We start from the raw sequence: 15,868 nt of genomic DNA on the forward strand, positions 1-15,868 counted from the left end.
CATTGTCCGGCGAGGGCGGGCGGAAGGCAGTGGGTCTAGCCCTACCCCCGGTCCACGTACGCGTGCTCCCGCGCGAGGAGCCGGGCCCTGGTGTACGCGACGTCCGGGACCGCCATGTACGACCACGGCCAGCGGGTGACCCGGTTGCCGAGGGCGTCGAAGCGTTCCGCGGCGGCGGGCCGGTCCCCGTTGAGCGTGAACGCCATCGCGAACGCGTTGTCACCGGCGGCCCAGCCGGGGCGGCGCTCGTAGCGGGGGTGGCGCACCGACCGGTCCGCGGCCAGCCGCAGCCGCTCGCCGACCTCGGGGCTGCGCATGTACTCGCCGTCCTCGCCCTCGGGCAGGTCCAGCCAGTGTTCGATGTGCGCGTCGGCGACCAGGACCCCGAGCGGCGAGCCGGGGGGCGCGGCCGCCGCGGCCGACTCCGCGAACTCGTGCATCAGCTCGTGCGAGCCGCTCCACTTGCGGCACAGCTGCTGCAGCAGCTGCGAGTGCGCGTCGCGGTGCCACGGGTACCGCCGCACGGCCTCGTCGAAGCGGCGCCGCGTCTCGGCCACGCCGACCTGCCGGGCCCGGCCGAGCGTGACGAGCCCCGCCCACGGCGTCGGGTCGTCGGCGTCGAGCTCGGTGGCGTCGTCGAGGCAGTCCTCGGCGACCTTCAGGCGCCGGAAGAAGAGCTTGAACGCCTCCTCGCTGACCGTCGAGGCGCGGCCGTTGCCACGGGCCTGCCAGGCCCAGGCGATCGCGTGCTGGCCCTTGACCGTGAGCGCCGTCGCTCGGCCCGGGCCGGTCTCGGCGGCGATCCACTCGTCGATCCAGGCGCCCCCGCCGGAGCCCCCGCCGGCGTGCTCGCCGAGGACGCGGCAGTAGAAGGAGCGGTCGTCGGGGTGTTCGACGCCGCGCAGGAACTCCGCCGCGGCCCGCCAGTCGCCGCGCTTCGCGGCCGCGATGAGCCGGGTGGCCTCAGGGTCGCCCTGCGCGGGGTCGATGTCGAGCCGCTCGACCCGGCCGGCCGCTCTTCGCCTGAAAGGCCACATCGATCTGTTCCTTTCCCCGTTGCGGTCAGTGGTCCCGAACTATAGGGTCCCGTCCGCCACGGCCGCTATCGTCGTGGTGACACGGGGAAGGAACACCGGTGGCCGTCGCTGCGCGTGCCCTCTTGTCCATCGTGATGCTGGCCGGGTTCTACGTGCTGGCCGTCGTGCAGTTCGTGGCGGGCATCGCACTCGCGGCGTGGGTGACGACGATCACCACCGGCGCGGTCGGCGCGAAGCTCGGCACCCTCGACCAGGACAACTGCGCCCTGACCGTCGTGGCGTCGGAGACCGGCCGGCCGCCGGTGCTGATCACCTTCAACGACACCGGCCACCTGCGCCGCGCTGACCAGCGGTGCGTGCCCGCCGGGTGGTCAGGGTTGCGGCAAGGCCCGCTCGAAGCCCCACCGGACCCACTCCGGGAGCGGCTCGGCGTGCAGGTCGGGGGCGAAGGCGCACGGCTGCAGCGCGGCGAGGGCCATGCCGATGTCGCCGCCGGCGCAGCCGGCGAGGCCGTCGTGGTGGGCGGCGTACAACAGCGCGGCCAGGGTCCGCGGGTCCTTCCACGACGCGAGGTCGATGATCACTGATGCGCGATCCTCGAGATCGGCGGTGTCGTCGGTGAGCAGCGTGGCGAGGTGGTCGGCGCGGCCGTCCCAGGGCAGGTCGTCCAGGGCCGGCAGGCAGTCCAGGAAGACCTGCGGCGGGTGGTAGCCGTGCGCCTCGACGTAGTGCAGGAGCATCTCCGGCGCCGCGTACACCGTGCCGTCCGGGGCGTAGTAGTGGTACTCGCCGTTGCCCTGGTAGGCGGCGCCGCGCGGGCACCAGTCGCAGTGGTGCACGCCGAGCATCACCTGGGACAGGCGGCGCGACGCGGCGCGCAGGTGCTGCACGGCGGTGGCGTCCGGTGGCGGACCGGCGGGGATGCCGCGGGCGGTGCCGAGCCAGCCGACGTTCACCATGGGCAACGGGAAGGCGTAGTACGTGTACGGCGACAGGTCCGGATACTCCACGGACGAGTTGTACACGCCTTGCGGCGAACGCTCACGCCGGTCACGGCAGGCCGACCAGCTTGCCGACCTTCGTGCCGAGCTCCAGATCGGTGTGGGCGGCGCGGATGTCGTCCATCGCGTACGGGTGCACCGGGCCGAGCGTCACCTCGCCGGCGGCGATGCGGTCCAGGTACCGCTGCAGGACCGCGGCGGGCAGGTCGCTCGCCTCGCCGCCGTACGCGGTCAGGCGCACGCCGGTGGGCAGGTAGCCGATCGGGTAGAAGTCGCGGACCAGCCACTCGTTGGACAGCATGCCGGTGAAGCAGACGGTGCCGTGCACCCGGGTCGCGGCGAGGGTGTCGGGCAGCGTGGGGGTGCCGACCAGCTCCAGGGCCGCGTCGACCCCGTCGGGGACGAGGGCCCTGACCTGCGCGGCGACCGCCCCGTCGTCGACCAGCGGGTGGGTGACGCCGACGGCGGTGAGCGCGTCCAGCCGGGCGGGGGAGCGGGTGGTGGACAGCACGGTGGCGCCGAGGTCGCGGGCGAGGGCCGCGGCGGCCAGGCCGACCGAGGACGTGCCGCCGCGGATCAGCAGCGTCTGCCCGGCGCGCAGGTCCAGGCCGGTGGTGAGCGAGCCGTACGCCGTCTGCAGCGTCTCCGGCACCGCGCCGAGCGCCGGCCAGGGCAGCTCGGACACGAACGGGATGACCTGCGCGCGGCGCACCACGGTGTACTCGGCGTAGCCGCCGTCGAACGTGCGGCCCATCCCGCCCATCATCGTGACGACCTGCTGGCCGGGGGTGAGGTCGGAGGTGCCCGGGTCGTCGACCACGCCGGTCGCCTCGATGCCCGGGACGCGGGGGAAGACGACCCCATCGGCGTAGCCGAGGCGGGTGTGCAGCTCGGAGCGGTTGAGCCCGAACGCCCGCACCCGGATCCGCACCCACCCGGGCGGCGGCTCTGGGGTCGGCACCTCGACGATCTGCAGGTTCTCGACCGGGCCCGGCCCGGACAGCATGACTGCGCGCACAAGCCACCGTATCAGCGGCTACAGTGCGGCGTGCCCACTGTGACCGACCGGCTGCGCGCCGCCGGGTGTGTGTTCGCCGAGGACGAGGCGGCGCTGCTCACCGAGGCCGCGGCCGGGGACGCCGCCGCCCTCGACCGCCTGGTCGAGCGGCGGGTCGCCGGGCATCCCGTCGAGTACCTCGTGGGATGGGCGTCGTTCGCGGGTGAACGGTTCGCCATCGCCGACGGGGTGTTCATCCCGCGGCACCGCACCGAGCTGCTCGCCGCCGCCGCCCGCGAGTTGATCCACAGTGGACAGACGGTGCTCGACCTGTGCTGCGGCACCGGGGCGCTCGGGGCGACCGCCACCCGTGGCCAGGGCGTGCGGCTGGTGGCGGCCGACATCGACCCGGCCGCGGTCGCCTGCGCCCGGCGGAATCTCCCCGGCGTCGAGGTGTACGAGGGCGACCTGTTCGACCCGCTGCCGCCGGACCTGCGCGGGCGGGTGGACGTGCTGCTGGCCAACGTGCCGTACGTGCCGACCCACCAGATCGCGTTCCTGCCGGAGGAGTTCCGGGTGCACGAGGCGCGGGCCGCCCTCGACGGCGGCGACGACGGGCTGCGGGTGCTGCGACGGCTCGCGGCGCAGGCGCCCGGCTGGCTCGCGCCCGGCGGGCACCTGCTCACCGAGGCCGGCGACGCGCAACTGGACACCGCGCACGCGGTCCTGCGCGAGGCCGGGCTGTGGCCGCGGACCGTCACCGACCCCGAGACGGAGACCAGCATCGTCGTCGGCAGTATGAGCCGGACGATATATTCATAGCCATCATATCGATGGATATCATCCTTCCCATCATCCAACTCGTTGGGGAGGCTCCCGGATGGTAAGAAGGCTCCTGGCGGTCCTGACCGCCGTCATCGCCGTGGTCGGTGTCCTGCCCGGCGTGGCGCACGCCCAGCAGGACGTCGTCGGCGGCACCCGCGCGGCGCAGGGCGAGTTCCCGTTCATGGTGCGCCTGTCGATGGGCTGCGGCGGCGCGCTCTACAGCCCGCGGCTGGTCCTCACCGCGGCGCACTGCGTCGGCCGCACCGGCACGAACACCAGCATCACCGCCACCCTCGGCGTGGTCGACCTGCAGTCGTCCAGCCGGATCCAGGTGCGGTCCAACTATGTGTACCGGGCTCCCGGGTACAACGGCAACGGCAAGGACTGGGCGCTCATCCGGCTCGCGTCGCCGGTCAGCGGCCTGGCCACGCTGCCGATCGCGACGAACACCACGTACGACACCGGCACGTTCACCGTCGCCGGGTGGGGCGCGGCGCGGGAGGGCGGCGCGCAGCAGCGGTACCTGCTCAAGGCGACCGTGCCCTATGTGCCGGACTCGACCTGCGACAACTCGTACCCCGACCTGATCCCGAACGAGGAGATCTGCGCCGGCTACGCCGCCGGTGGCACCGACACCTGCCAGGGTGACTCGGGCGGCCCGATGTTCCGCCGGGACGCGTCCAACGCCTGGATCCAGGTCGGCATCGTCAGCTGGGGCAACGGCTGCGCCCGCCCCAACTACCCGGGGGTGTACACGCAGGTGAGCACGTTCGCATCGGCGATCGCGTCGGCCGCCGCCTCGCTCGGCGGCTGACCCGCGCCGAGGGCCGGCCGTCGCACGTCAAGGCCGGTCGCAGGACCGGAGGGGGCCCGATGTCGGGGCCCCCTCCGGCTGTTCTGAAGGGTCTGCGGGGTCCTCAGACGCTCATCACCACGCGCTGCCCGAGCTCGTGGCTGATCCGCTCGAACGTGCCCGCGTTCTCCTGCTTCTGCACCAGGTTGGTCTGCAGGATCTGCGCGCACTGCATCTCGCCCATGAGCAGGGCCTTGTCGATGAGCCCCCGGTAGCCGGCGATGCCGAAGTGGGCCAGCTTCGTCTCCGTGTCCACGGCGTAGATCTCCATCGCCTCGGTGGAGGGCCGCTGGCCGGCGAACGCCTGGAACTCCGCCCGCATCCCGTCCAGGGTCGCGCACGGCACCTCCGTCGGCTCCATCTCCATCATCGCGAAGCACGTCTCGATGTTCTGGATCTTCTGCTGCCCCTGTTGCTGCTGCGCGCGCAGGATCTGGGCCAGGGGGCTCTGCTCGGCCTGGCTGAGGATCTCGCCCACGAGGTGGTTGCTCTTGCGCTCGGCGTCGTACATGCCGGCCAGCTCGTACAGGAACAGGTCGGACGGGTTGTCGATCGGCATCTACTTCTCCTGCCTGGGTGGGAAGCGTGCGGTACGGGGCGCCAGCTACCCGGCGCTGCAAGTTTCACACCGTCGGCGCCGCCGACCTGCGGCCCGGGACTGACATCGTTGACGGCGAACTGAAGCGCTTCATACGTTGCCCCCGACCCCCTAGGAGGCAACCCATCATGAGAACGCGGATCACCCTCGCGGCGGCCGCAGCGCTGGCGGTCGTGGTCTCGGTGCTCGTCGCCGTGCAACCGGCGCAGGCCGCGACCGGCTTCACCGTCAGCAACGGCAGGCTGTACGACGCCAACGGCACCGAGTTCGTCATGCGCGGCGTCAGCCACGCGCACACCTGGTACCAGACGCAGACCAGCTCGTTCGCCAACATCAAGGCGCTGGGCGCCAACAGCGTCCGGGTCGTGCTCGCCACCGGCGACCGGTGGGCGAAGAACGACACCGCCGACGTCGCCAACGTCGTGTCGCTGTGCAAGGCCAACCGGCTCATCTGCGTCCTGGAGGCGCACGACACCACCGGCTACGGCGAGCAGAGCGGCGCGATCACCCTCGACAAGGCCGTCGACTACTGGCTCAGCGTCAAGAGCGCCCTCGCCGGCCAGGAGAAGTACGTCATCGTGAACATCGGCAACGAGCCGTACGGCAACAACGCCGCGACCGTCGCCAACTGGGCCACCGACACGGGCAACGCGATCAAACGCCTGCGCAGCAACGGCTTCGAGCACACGATCATGGTGGACGCGCCGAACTGGGGCCAGGACTGGTCCTTCACCATGCGCGACAACGCCGCGGGCGTCTTCGCCGCCGACCCGCTGAAGAACACCGTGTTCTCGATCCACATGTACGGCGTCTTCGACACCGCCGCCGAGATCAACGACTACCTGAACCGGTTCGTCACCGCGAAGCTGCCGATCGTCGTCGGCGAGTTCGGCTTCAACCACTCCGACGGCAACCCCGACGAGGACACCATCATGGCGACCGCGCAGTCGCTGCGCATCGGCTACCTCGGCTGGTCGTGGAGCGGCAACGGCGGCGGCGTGGAGTACCTCGACATGGTGACCGGCTTCAACCCGGCCCAGCTCACCAGCTGGGGCGAGCGCATCTTCAACGGCGCCAACGGCATCAGGGCCACGTCGAGGGAGGCGACCGTCTACGGCGGGACGACCTCGCCGTCGCCGTCGCGCTCCTCGTCCTCGCCGTCGCCGTCGGTGTCGGTCTCGCCGTCGCGCTCGGCGTCCTCGTCACCGCAGCCGTCCGGCGCGTGCCGGGTCGCGTACAGCGTCGCCGGCCAGTGGCCCGGCGGGTTCCAGGGCGACGTGAAGGTGACGAACACCGGCTCCACCCCCGTCAACGGCTGGCAGCTGAGTTGGAGCTGGCTGAACGGACAGGTGCTCACCCAGTCGTGGGGCGCCACGTACGCCCAGTCCGGCGCGGCGGTCACCATGACCAGCGCCAGCTACACCGCGAACATCCCCGCCGGCGGCACGGTGACGATCGGGTTCCTGTCGAACTGGACCGGCTCGAACACCGCGCCGGCCGTGTTCACGCTCAACGGGACGCGCTGCACATGACATAGGGTCGCGGGCATGGACCCCGTGGTGATCGTGGGGGCGGGACCGGTCGGTGCCGCCTCCGCGATCCTGCTCGCCCAGCGCGGCGTACCGTGCCTGCTGCTGGACCGCTACGCCACGCCGTATCCGCTGCCCCGCGCCGTGCACGTCGACGACGAGGTGATGCGGATCCTGCAGCAGCTCGGGATCGCGGAGCGGTTCGCCGCCGTGAGCCGCCCCGGCCTCGGCCTGCGGCTGCTGGACGGCCGGCACCGGGTGATGGCCGAGTTCCGCCGCGACCCCGCCCCCGGCCCGCACGGCTGGCCGCAGGCCAACATGTTCGACCAGCCCGACCTGGAGCGGCTGCTGCGCGAGCGGGTCGCCGAGCTGCCCCTCATCGAGTTCCGCGGCGGTGTCACGGTCACCGGCGTCACCTCGGACTCCGTCACCTGCACTGTCACCTGCACGAGTCCCGCCGGGCAGGAGACGCTCGCGGCGTCGGCGGTGCTCGGCTGCGACGGCGCCAACAGCACGGTCCGCACCCTCATCGGCGCCACCCTGGAGGACCTCGGGTTCCAGGAGCGGTGGCTGGTCGTCGACGGCCGCACCGACCGCGACCTCGACGCGTGGGGCGGCGTGCACCAGGTCTGCGACCCGCGCCGCGCGGCGACCTTCATGCAGCTGGGGCCGCGGCGGTACCGGTGGGAGTTCCGGCTGCACGACGGCGAGTCCACGCTCGACGTCCCGGCGCTGCTCACGCCGTGGCTCGGCGGGGCCGGGGTGACGGTGCTGCGCGAGGCGGAGTACACGTTCCAGGCCAGGCTCGCGTCCGCGTGGCGGCGGGGCATGGTGTTCCTGCTCGGCGACGCGGCACACCAGACCCCGCCGTTCATCGGCCAGGGGCTCGGGGCCGGGCTGCGCGACGCGTACAACCTCGCCTGGAAACTGGCATCCGGGCGTCCGGCCCTGCTGGAGTCGTACCAGCGCGAACGCAAACCCCACGCGAGGGCCCAGATCAGGCTCGCAGTCGTGGCCGGCTGGGCGATGACCGGGGGACAGGACCGCGCGGCGTCGGTGCGGCGGGTCGTGCTCGGCGCGGTGTGGCGGCTGCCCGGCCTGAAGGGCCTCGCGCTGCGCTCGACCAGCCCGCCGCTGCAGGGTGTGGGGCGGGGGCGGCGCGCGGGGACCCTGGCGCCACAGCCGGTCGTGCGCTGGGAGGGCCGCGACGTGCCGCTCGACGACGTCCTCGGCGACGGCTGGGCGGTGCTCTGCCGCCCCGGCGTGCTGATCAAGCACGGCTCGGCCCGGGTGGTGCGGGTGACGCCGGACCTCGACCCGAGCGGCGCGCTGCGGCGCTGGATGGGCCGCCGGCGTACGGTGCTGCTGCGCCCCGACCGGGTCGTGGCCGGAAATGGCTGGACGCCTGTCGCACAATGAGAGCTGCGATGGATCACCAGCAGCTCGTGAAGATCAGCAAGCGGATGTCGAAGGCGCTGCGCCACGACCCCGCGCGGCTCGGCCTGGCCCTCGACGCCGGCGGCTGGGTGCCCGTCGAGCAGTTCCTGACCGCCATGGGCATCACCCGGGCGGACCTCGACGAGGTCGTCGCCGGCAACGACAAGCAGCGCTACGCGGTGCGGACCGGCCCCGACGGCGTCGAGCGCATCCGCGCCAACCAGGGCCACTCGGTCCCGGTCGACCTCGGCCTCACCCCGCAGGAGCCGCCGGAGGTCCTCTTCCACGGCACGGGAGCTGCGGCGCTGCCGTCGATCCAGGCGACCGGGCTCAACCGCGGCGGCCGCCACCACGTGCACCTGTCACCGGACACCGCGACCGCGCGCCGGGTCGGCACCCGCCGCGGCGGGGCCGTCGCGGTCCTCACCGTCCTGGCCGGGGAGATGGCGCGGGCCGGGCACGTGTTCTACGTCTCCGGCAACGGTGTGTGGCTCACCGACGAGGTGCCGCCGGAGTTCATCAGGCTGTGATCGCTCTCAGCCTGCCTCGAGCCGCTGTTGCAGCAGCCTGGCCAGGGGGAGTGACTCGCCGTCGCGGGCGCCCTCGCCGACGATGAGTCTGGGCGCCTGCGGCTGCGGCGTCACGCCGGTCAGCCAGCCCGTGGCGCTCGGCGGCACCAGCAGCGAGTAGTACCGCCCGTCGTCACTTACCGCGATCGTCCGGTCACTATTGAGGTACCAGCCGTGCAGGGGCGTACGGTAGGAGCGTCCGTTGTACGACCGGGCCCGCAACGGCGCGGTCGGCAGACCCGCCGCCCGGGCGTCCGCCACGAACCGCTCGATGAGCCCCGTCGCCTGCGCGGCCTCGGCGGCGCGCCGCCGGTCGAGCTCGGCACCGTGGTGCGCCACGGCACGGGCGCGCTGGGACTGCCAGTCGTCGTCGGCCACCCGCTCGTTGTACCAGTCGGCCGCCCCGCGGCTGCCGCGGGGACCTGTCCGGGCTGGTCGCAGATCACAACGGAGCGCACCGCCCCGGCGCCGGGCGGCGCGGCCTGGGATGCTAGAGACGCCACGAATGCCACGATTGAGGAGCTCCACCGTGACCGCAGGCACCAACGACGATACCGGCTTCGCCGAACTGGGCTTGCGGGACGAGCTGCTCAAGGCACTGACCACCCTCGGCTACGAGGAGCCGACCCCGATCCAGCGCGAGGCGATTCCGCCGATGCTCGCCGGCCGTGACCTGCTCGGCCAGGCCGCCACCGGCACCGGCAAGACCGCCGCGTTCTCGCTGCCGCTGCTGCAGAGCATCCCCTCCCCGGGCGGCAACAACCCCTCGGCGCTCATCCTCGTGCCCACCCGCGAGCTGGCCGTGCAGGTGTCGGAGGCGATCCACCGGTACGGCAAGGACCTCGGCACCCGCGTCCTGCCGATCTACGGCGGCCAGCCGATCGGCCGCCAGCTGCGCGCCCTCGAGCAGGGCATCGACGTCGTCGTCGCCACCCCGGGTCGGGCCCTCGACCACATCAGCCGTGGCACGCTGCACCTGCACGACCTGCGCGTCGTCGTGCTCGACGAGGCCGACGAGATGCTCGACATGGGCTTCGCCGAGGATATCGAGGCGATCCTGCAGGAGACCCCCGAGGACCGCCAGACCGTGCTCTTCTCCGCCACCATGCCGCCCCGCATCGACGGCCTGGCCCGCAGCCACCTCAACGACCCGGTCCGCATCCAGATCGGCCGCGCCCCGACCGCCGCCGGCGAGGCCCCGCTGGTGCGCCAGGTCGCCTACGTCGTGCCCCGCGCCCACAAGCCCGCTGCCCTCGGCCGCGTCCTGGACGTCGAGGCCCCCGGCGCCGCTCTCGTCTTCTGCCGCACCCGCGACGAGGTCGACCAGCTCACCGAGACCCTCAACGGCCGCGGGTACCGTGCCGAGGCCCTGCACGGCGGCATGGGCCAGGAGCAGCGCGACCGGGTCATGGCACGCCTGCGCAACGGCACCGCCGACCTGCTGGTCGCCACCGACGTCGCCGCCCGCGGCCTCGACGTCGAGCACCTCACCCACGTCGTCAACTACGACGTGCCGTCGGCCCCCGAGTCGTACGTCCACCGCATCGGCCGCGTCGGCCGCGCCGGCCGCGAGGGCGTGGCGATCACCCTCGCCGAGCCCCGCGAGCACCGCATGCTCAAGACCATCGAACGCATCACCAAGCAGCGCATCCTCATCGAGAAGGTCCCGACCGTCGCCGACCTGCGCGCCCGCCGCCTCGAGCTGACCCGCGCCGCGCTGCACGAGAGCCTCGTCGCCGACGACGCCGCCCTCTCCCAGTTCCGCGTGGTGGTCGAGACCCTCAGCGACGAGTTCGACCTGATGGAGATCGCCATCGCCGCGGTCAAGATCGCCCACGACGCCGCCGCCATCGGCGACGGCGACGAGGAGGAGATCCCCGAGATCACCCTGCGCGCCCCGCGCGAGGGCGACCGCCCCGGCTACGGCCCGGCCTCGGGGGACCGCCCCGGTCGCCGGGTCGCCGTCCGCGACGCCGACGGCCGCGGCCGGGGCCGCGAGGCGGGCGGCCGCCGCGTCCCCGCGGGCGGCATGACCAGGCTCTTCGTCGGCGCCGGCCGGGCCGCGGGCATCCGCCCCCAGGACCTCGTCGGCGCCATCACGGGCGAGTCGAGCCTGAGCGGCCGCGACATCGGCGCGATCGAGATCACGGACCGGTTCTCCCTGGTGGAGGTCCCGGAAGGCGCCGTCGACGAGGTCATCGACACGCTGCGCCGGACCACCCTGAAGGGCCGCCGCCCCGTCGTGCGCCGGGAGCGCTTCAGTTCCTAGTTTCGGGCAGTTTCTAGCTTCGGGCGGCTGCCGCCGCGGCCGGCCGGGGGGTTCCCACCCCGGAGCCCCCATGCTCGCTGCGCTCGCACTGCCTGCGCTGCGCGCGGCAGCCTCACGCGCGTGCGCGCGGCATCCGGTGGGCGCCGCCCGCGGTCACACGATCCTGCCCACCGGCTCAGGCTTGGCCCGCACAGATCAACTGGCAGCTCTGGGCGCCGCGGGCTCCTTGGCGCGGGCACCCGCACAGCGGCACCGGCGCTACAGGGCCAGGGCCTCGCCCGGCAGGTGCAGCGTCAGGTCGGCGCCCGCTGGGGGCGCGTCGAAGGCGAACGTCGAGCTGACCACGGCGCCCGGGAAGATGTCGACGGCGGTGGGCGTACGCGGGCGGAGGACCACAGGGCCGGCGGACACGGTGAGGTCCGTCGCGGCCACGTGGCGCACCACGTGGCCGGTGTTGCTGAAGCGGATCGTGATGGTCATGTGGCCGGCGCCGAGGACGTCGACGTCGGTCACGACCGTCGGTGGGGCTGCCGACCGGTGCGGCGCGGCGGGGCCGGCCTCGGCGAACGTGGGGGCGACGATCCCGGCGGCGCCGCCGATGGCCAGGCCCGCGGTGGTGGCGAGCAGGACCGCGTTGAGCGTGCCGCGATCGAGTCCCATGCCGTGTGCCCCTCCGTCGCGCCTCGTGTGGGGTGCAGCGTCACACAGCGCTCTGAGGATCAGCTGTGGTGCGGCTGAGGTGCGACGTTCAGCATGTCAGCTGGGTGGTGGGCGCGAGGGCCGGATCGGTGGACGTCTTGTCCTCCGAGCGGGGGCCGCGGGACTCGAGCACGACGGGGGTCGCCAGTTGCTCCTCGACGGCGGCGGTCCAGTCGGGTACGGGAGTGAACCTGGGCCGGCTGGTCAGCAGTGCGCGGGTGAGCCGCTCCTGGCGCTCGAGGTCGCCGGTGGCGCCGCGGGTCGGGACGGTGCCGTCGTAGCCGGTGCACATGCGCAGCTGCGGGGTGCGCTCGGCGGTGTCGAGGTGGGTGAGGGCCAGACCGTCGACGCCGCCGCAGACGTCGAGGGCGTAGCGGTGCGCGACCGCGTCGAAGTGGCCGACCCGGAACGCGCCCTGCCACGGGTTGGCGGGGTTGTTGGGGTCGGTGACCGGCAGCGCCGGGTCCTCCGTGACGAGGGGGCCGGCGCCGTGGCGGGTCGTGAAGGTGCGCAGCACCCCGAGGCGGTAGGCGGGTTCGCCGGCCAGGAGGGTCTCGGCGTTGGCGAACGTCGTCGTGCTCCAGGTGGTGTACGGGTGGAAGCCGTGCCACTCGTCGAGCAGTACCCCTTGCGCGCCCTCGAAGACGCACGGCCCCTCGATGCGCAGACCGTCCACGATGGACACCGTGGCGGCGAATGCGGTGTACGCCTCGACGCAGGCGTCCACGGGTGGGCCGCCGACGCCGAGCGTGGCCCGCAGCCGGTGCAGCTTCGCCCGCAGCACGGCCGGCGAGAGGCAGTCGCCGACCCGGGGCGCGTCGTCCACATGGGACAGTGCGTACGCCATCGTCTCGCCGACGCCCATCCCGCAGGAGCCGTGCCGGTCGGCGCCGCGGGCGATCTCCTTGGCCCGGTTGGCCTCGCGGTGGTACGGGGTGGACAGCAGCGCGGCGCGGTCGACGGTGAGCCGCTGCCACACGTCGCCGACGCCGAGGCCGATCAGGTGGTCGGCCTCGGCGGCGAGGGCGAGGGGGTCCACGACCATGAACCGGGACAGGTGGGTCCGCACGCCGGGCCGGAACGTGCCCGACCCGAACTGTGCGAACGTGTGCTTGCGCCCGTCGGCGAGCTCTACGGTGTGCGCGGCCTGCGCGCCGCCGTTGAAGCGCACCACGGTGTGCACGTCACGCGTGGCGCAGAGGTGGTCGACGACGGTGCCCTTGCCGCAGTCGCCGTATCCGAGGTCCACCACGATGACGTGCCGCATGGCCTACAACCGCTCCACGCTGGTGGTGCCGGTCATCGTGGGGGCGGTGCCGGTGGCGACCGGGGCGCGGCCGCCGCCGATGCGCGCGAGGGCCTTGCCGACGGTCGCGGTGGCCGCCGAGCCGACCTTGCGCAGGTCCTCGAGGCCCTCGTCCAGGTCGATGCTGTCCTCACCGAGACCGACGGTGAGCGCAATCGTCTCGCAGACCGCGTCGAGGTCGTCCAGGGCGATGACGTTCTGGCCGAGCAGGTCCTTCCAGAAGTCGAGGATGGTGGTGTTGCCCGTGTACGCCGTGCCCGCCGGCAGGATGTAGTACGTGTCGTACATGCGCCGGACCTCGTCGACGATCGCCCGCAGCGCGATCGGCTCGCCGAGCCTGTCGCCGATGACGGCGCTGACCTCGCGGGGCTTGACCCGCGGGTACGCCTGCTCGTCGCCGATGATGAACAGGTAGCCGCGCTTGCCCCGCTTCTCGTAGCAGTCGATGCTGGTGTGCCGGGCCATGAAGTACATGGCCAGCTCGTAGGACTCGGTCATCTGCCCGCCGCCGCCGCCCTCGAGCACGAACCGGCCGAGGTCCTCGTCGAGGCGGTTGTCCGACTCGAACTGCCCGACCTGCAGCGGCACCCGGTCGCACGTGGCGTCGCCGATGGCGCCGAACAGGATCTGCGGGTCCTTCACGTACCCCTTGCGCAGCAGCAGGCCGAGCAGCTGCGGCAGCTTCTGCTGCAGCACCCGGGGCACCGAGCCCATCGAGCCGGTCACGTCGAAGAGCACGGCGATGGCGACCGAGTCGGGGTGCTCGTCGGAGTCGCGGCTCTCCCGCTTGCCGACGCCCTTCGGGTCGAGTGCGGTGTGGACGGTGCGGGCGCCGGAGTCGCTGTAGGCGAACGCGCTGGCGCCGGTGGCGCGGCGGTAGCGGTCGGCGGCGTCGTAGACGTCGGTCGACCAGATCCCACTTCCCATGGGGCTCCTCCTTGTACAGGCTTCTACAGGGTGAACGGTCGGAACTTGCGGGGGCCGTACAGCCGGTGCAGCAGGTCGTCGAGCTCGCCGAGCAGCTTCCAGGCGTCGTCGGGACGCTGCCTGGGCGAGCTGAGCCGGCAGCCGTCGGCGAAGCGCCGCAAGGCCGGCGGGGCGAGATCCCCCATCAGGTCGGCCATGACCCGGGCGGCCATGGCCAGGTCGGTGTACGGGCCGGGGGTCTCGCGGGCGAGGACCTCGGCCGGGTAGTGGTCGCGCCGGTGCGGCACGATCGCGGGGACACGGTCACCGGGCTCGGTGACGCTGTAGCACCAGTCGACGAGCACGACGCCGTGGTCGTCGGGCTGGATGAGGACGTGCTCGGGCACGATCGCGCCGTGCACGACGCCGGCGCGGTGTGCGAGGCCGAGTGCGACGAGCAGGCGCCGCCACATCCATGCCGCGTCGCGCGGGTCGAGCCCGCCGGGCCGGCGCTCGGCGACCTCGGCCAGGCTGTGCAACCCTTTTGCGGTCGCGGCGATGACGTTGCCGCGCCGCGTCACGGTGCCGTCCTTGTGGCGGAACGAGTCGACCAGTCGCGGCACGTACGGCAGGTAGCGCGGGTCGCCGCGCTCGGCGAGCTGCCGCAGGGCGGCCGCCTCGCGCGCCATGAGGTCGTTGCACGCCGGGTCCCGCACGAGCTTGAGGTGGCCGTCGGGCACCGTGTACAGGTTGGCGAGGTCACCCTCGAAGGCGAGGGTGGTGGTGGGGTACATGCCCGCGGCGCTGCGGATCGTGCCCCGGTTGCGCCACAGGTCGCTGAGCCGGGCGAACGCGGCGGCGCCCTGCGGCCCGGCGGTGTCCGGGTGGGTGAGGCGGGCCAGCCGCCGGTACGTGCCGGCCGGGTCGTCGCCGTCGAACAGCGCGCTGCCCCGGTTCATGATGAGCTCGATGGCCTCGGCGGTGGTGGTCACCGGACCGTCTCCTCCCTGCTGGGCATGAGCAGTGCCGGGTGCAGCAGCCGGGCGTCGCCGGCGCGGTAGAGCTTGGCCCGGGGGCCGCCGCGGGCGCCGCCGCGTTCGGTGGTCGTGTTGGTGCTCTCGACGAACCCGGGGACGGACAGCACCTTGCGGTGGAAGTTGCCGGCGTGCAGCGGCTCGCCCCACACCGTCTCGTAGACGGCGCGCAGCTCGGCGATCGTGAACTCCTCACCGACGAACTTGGTCGCCAGCGGCGTGTACTCCAGCTTCGACCGGGCGCGCTCGAGGCCGTCGGCGACGATCGTGCTGTGGTCGAACGCGAGCTCCGCGGGGCGCTCGTCCATCGGCACCCAGGCGGCCTCGCGGGCGTCGCTGCCGGAGACCGGGTCGGGCAGGTCCGGCGCGAACGCCACGTACGCCACCGAGACCACCCGCATGCGAGGGTCACGGTCGGGTGCGCCGTACGTGCCGAGCTGCTCCAGGTGCAGCCGCCGGTGCGCGGTGGCGACGCCGGTCTCCTCCGCGAGCTCCCGGGCGGCCGCGGTCGGCAGGTCCTCCCACTGCCCGACGAACCCTCCGGGCAGGGCCCACATGCCTTCGCTGGGCGGGCACGCACGGCGCACGAGCAGCACGTTGAGCGCGCCCTGGCGGATCGTGAACGCCACGATGTCCACGGTCACCGCCACCGGCGGGTAGGCGCGCGGGTCGTAGCTGGCGAGGAAGTCGGCGTCGTTCACCCTGGGTCCTTCTCAGACTGAGTAGTTCTCTATCTGAGAAGAACATACGTCGCGGGGTACCGGGGGCGCAATGACGTTTTTCTTGCTGTGCGCTTGGCCGCCTTTGC

At 73.0% G+C, this 15,868-nt stretch carries 17 protein-coding genes; 6 read left to right on the forward strand and 11 right to left on the reverse strand.

Translation table 11 applies throughout. The features are described 5' to 3' along the window. Positions 1-41: 41 nt before the first annotated feature. From AB0H83_RS29910 to AB0H83_RS29925, 4 genes are all read right to left on the reverse strand, one after another. A complete protein-coding gene (locus tag AB0H83_RS29910) occupies positions 42-1,037 on the reverse strand; it encodes a hypothetical protein (protein ID WP_360100383.1) in 996 nt (331 codons plus the stop codon). A gap of 148 nt (positions 1,038-1,185) precedes the next feature. After that, on the reverse strand, positions 1,186-1,362 hold the full coding sequence (locus AB0H83_RS29915; protein ID WP_360100386.1) for a hypothetical protein: 177 nt from the start codon (positions 1,360-1,362) through the stop codon (positions 1,186-1,188). 46 nt (positions 1,363-1,408) lie between these two features. Continuing rightward, on the reverse strand, positions 1,409-2,047 hold the full coding sequence (locus tag AB0H83_RS29920) for a hypothetical protein (protein ID WP_360100389.1): 639 nt from the start codon (positions 2,045-2,047) through the stop codon (positions 1,409-1,411). Between the two features lie 40 nt (positions 2,048-2,087). Next, the gene (locus AB0H83_RS29925) at positions 2,088-3,056 is read right to left on the reverse strand and encodes a zinc-binding dehydrogenase (RefSeq protein ID WP_360100392.1); all 969 of its coding nucleotides are present in this window, start codon (positions 3,054-3,056) and stop codon (positions 2,088-2,090) included. 30 nt (positions 3,057-3,086) lie between these two features. Between AB0H83_RS29925 and AB0H83_RS29930 the strand changes: the two genes are divergently transcribed. After that, positions 3,087-3,857: a putative protein N(5)-glutamine methyltransferase gene (locus AB0H83_RS29930; protein ID WP_360100395.1), complete on the forward strand. Its 771-nt coding sequence runs from the start codon at positions 3,087-3,089 to the stop codon at positions 3,855-3,857. Positions 3,858-3,915: 58 nt separating this feature from the next. Then, on the forward strand, positions 3,916-4,674 hold the full coding sequence (locus tag AB0H83_RS29935) for a serine protease (protein ID WP_360100398.1): 759 nt from the start codon (positions 3,916-3,918) through the stop codon (positions 4,672-4,674). Between the two features lie 103 nt (positions 4,675-4,777). On the opposite strand, the gene AB0H83_RS29940 is transcribed toward AB0H83_RS29935, so the two are convergent. After that, complete coding sequence (locus tag AB0H83_RS29940) at positions 4,778-5,272, reverse strand: DUF892 family protein (protein WP_360100401.1); 495 nt, start codon at positions 5,270-5,272, stop codon at positions 4,778-4,780. Between the two features lie 167 nt (positions 5,273-5,439). Between AB0H83_RS29940 and AB0H83_RS29945 the strand changes: the two genes are divergently transcribed. From AB0H83_RS29945 to AB0H83_RS29955, 3 genes are read left to right on the forward strand one after another with little or no spacing between them, the layout of a single operon-like run. Next, positions 5,440-6,843, forward strand: coding sequence for a cellulase family glycosylhydrolase (locus tag AB0H83_RS29945; protein WP_360100404.1), 1,404 nt, complete (start codon positions 5,440-5,442; stop codon positions 6,841-6,843). Between the two features lie 15 nt (positions 6,844-6,858). Next, positions 6,859-8,259, forward strand: coding sequence for a bifunctional 3-(3-hydroxy-phenyl)propionate/3-hydroxycinnamic acid hydroxylase (locus AB0H83_RS29950; protein WP_360100407.1), 1,401 nt, complete (start codon positions 6,859-6,861; stop codon positions 8,257-8,259). Positions 8,260-8,267: 8 nt separating this feature from the next. Next, on the forward strand, positions 8,268-8,807 hold the full coding sequence (locus tag AB0H83_RS29955; RefSeq protein WP_360100410.1) for an RNA 2'-phosphotransferase: 540 nt from the start codon (positions 8,268-8,270) through the stop codon (positions 8,805-8,807). A gap of 6 nt (positions 8,808-8,813) precedes the next feature. On the opposite strand, the gene AB0H83_RS29960 is transcribed toward AB0H83_RS29955, so the two are convergent. After that, a complete protein-coding gene (locus tag AB0H83_RS29960) occupies positions 8,814-9,224 on the reverse strand; it encodes a hypothetical protein (protein WP_360100413.1) in 411 nt (136 codons plus the stop codon). A gap of 151 nt (positions 9,225-9,375) precedes the next feature. Between AB0H83_RS29960 and AB0H83_RS29965 the strand changes: the two genes are divergently transcribed. Beyond that, positions 9,376-11,115, forward strand: a complete 1,740-nt coding sequence (locus AB0H83_RS29965) for a DEAD/DEAH box helicase (RefSeq protein WP_360100416.1) — start codon at positions 9,376-9,378, stop codon at positions 11,113-11,115. A gap of 258 nt (positions 11,116-11,373) precedes the next feature. Here AB0H83_RS29965 and AB0H83_RS29970 read toward each other — a convergent pair whose 3' ends face one another. From AB0H83_RS29970 to AB0H83_RS29990, 5 genes are all read right to left on the reverse strand, one after another. Further along, entirely contained in the window at positions 11,374-11,775 is a 402-nt protein-coding gene (locus AB0H83_RS29970; protein WP_360100419.1) for a hypothetical protein, read from the reverse strand. An 88-nt stretch (positions 11,776-11,863) separates the two neighbouring features. Then, a complete protein-coding gene (locus AB0H83_RS29975; RefSeq protein ID WP_360100422.1) occupies positions 11,864-13,081 on the reverse strand; it encodes an adenylosuccinate synthetase in 1,218 nt (405 codons plus the stop codon). Positions 13,082-13,084: 3 nt separating this feature from the next. Continuing rightward, on the reverse strand, positions 13,085-14,047 hold the full coding sequence (locus AB0H83_RS29980; protein WP_360100425.1) for a hypothetical protein: 963 nt from the start codon (positions 14,045-14,047) through the stop codon (positions 13,085-13,087). Between the two features lie 23 nt (positions 14,048-14,070). Further along, a complete protein-coding gene (locus AB0H83_RS29985; RefSeq protein WP_360100428.1) occupies positions 14,071-15,018 on the reverse strand; it encodes a serine/threonine protein kinase in 948 nt (315 codons plus the stop codon). Next, on the reverse strand, positions 15,015-15,761 hold the full coding sequence (locus AB0H83_RS29990) for an NUDIX domain-containing protein (protein WP_360100431.1): 747 nt from the start codon (positions 15,759-15,761) through the stop codon (positions 15,015-15,017). The genes AB0H83_RS29985 and AB0H83_RS29990 overlap by 4 nt, the downstream gene beginning before the upstream one ends. Positions 15,762-15,868 lie beyond the last annotated feature (107 nt).

It is taken from the genome of Dactylosporangium sp. NPDC050688 (assembly GCF_040654515.1).
Classification (GTDB): domain Bacteria; phylum Actinomycetota; class Actinomycetes; order Mycobacteriales; family Micromonosporaceae; genus Dactylosporangium.

Excerpts from the sequence above, each read along its gene's own strand:
- AB0H83_RS29910 (WP_360100383.1), bottom strand. The coding sequence starts at position 1,037 with ATGTGGCCTTTCAGGCGAAGAGCGGCCGGCCGGGTCGAGCGGCTCGAC.
- AB0H83_RS29935 (WP_360100398.1), top strand. The coding sequence starts at position 3,916 with ATGGTAAGAAGGCTCCTGGCGGTCCTGACCGCCGTCATCGCCGTGGTC.
- AB0H83_RS29940 (WP_360100401.1), bottom strand. The coding sequence starts at position 5,272 with ATGCCGATCGACAACCCGTCCGACCTGTTCCTGTACGAGCTGGCCGGC.
- AB0H83_RS29945 (WP_360100404.1), top strand. The coding sequence starts at position 5,440 with ATGAGAACGCGGATCACCCTCGCGGCGGCCGCAGCGCTGGCGGTCGTG.
- AB0H83_RS29950 (WP_360100407.1), top strand. The coding sequence starts at position 6,859 with ATGGACCCCGTGGTGATCGTGGGGGCGGGACCGGTCGGTGCCGCCTCC.
- AB0H83_RS29955 (WP_360100410.1), top strand. The coding sequence starts at position 8,268 with ATGGATCACCAGCAGCTCGTGAAGATCAGCAAGCGGATGTCGAAGGCG.
- AB0H83_RS29970 (WP_360100419.1), bottom strand. The coding sequence starts at position 11,775 with ATGGGACTCGATCGCGGCACGCTCAACGCGGTCCTGCTCGCCACCACC.
- AB0H83_RS29975 (WP_360100422.1), bottom strand. The coding sequence starts at position 13,081 with ATGCGGCACGTCATCGTGGTGGACCTCGGATACGGCGACTGCGGCAAG.
- AB0H83_RS29980 (WP_360100425.1), bottom strand. The coding sequence starts at position 14,047 with ATGGGAAGTGGGATCTGGTCGACCGACGTCTACGACGCCGCCGACCGC.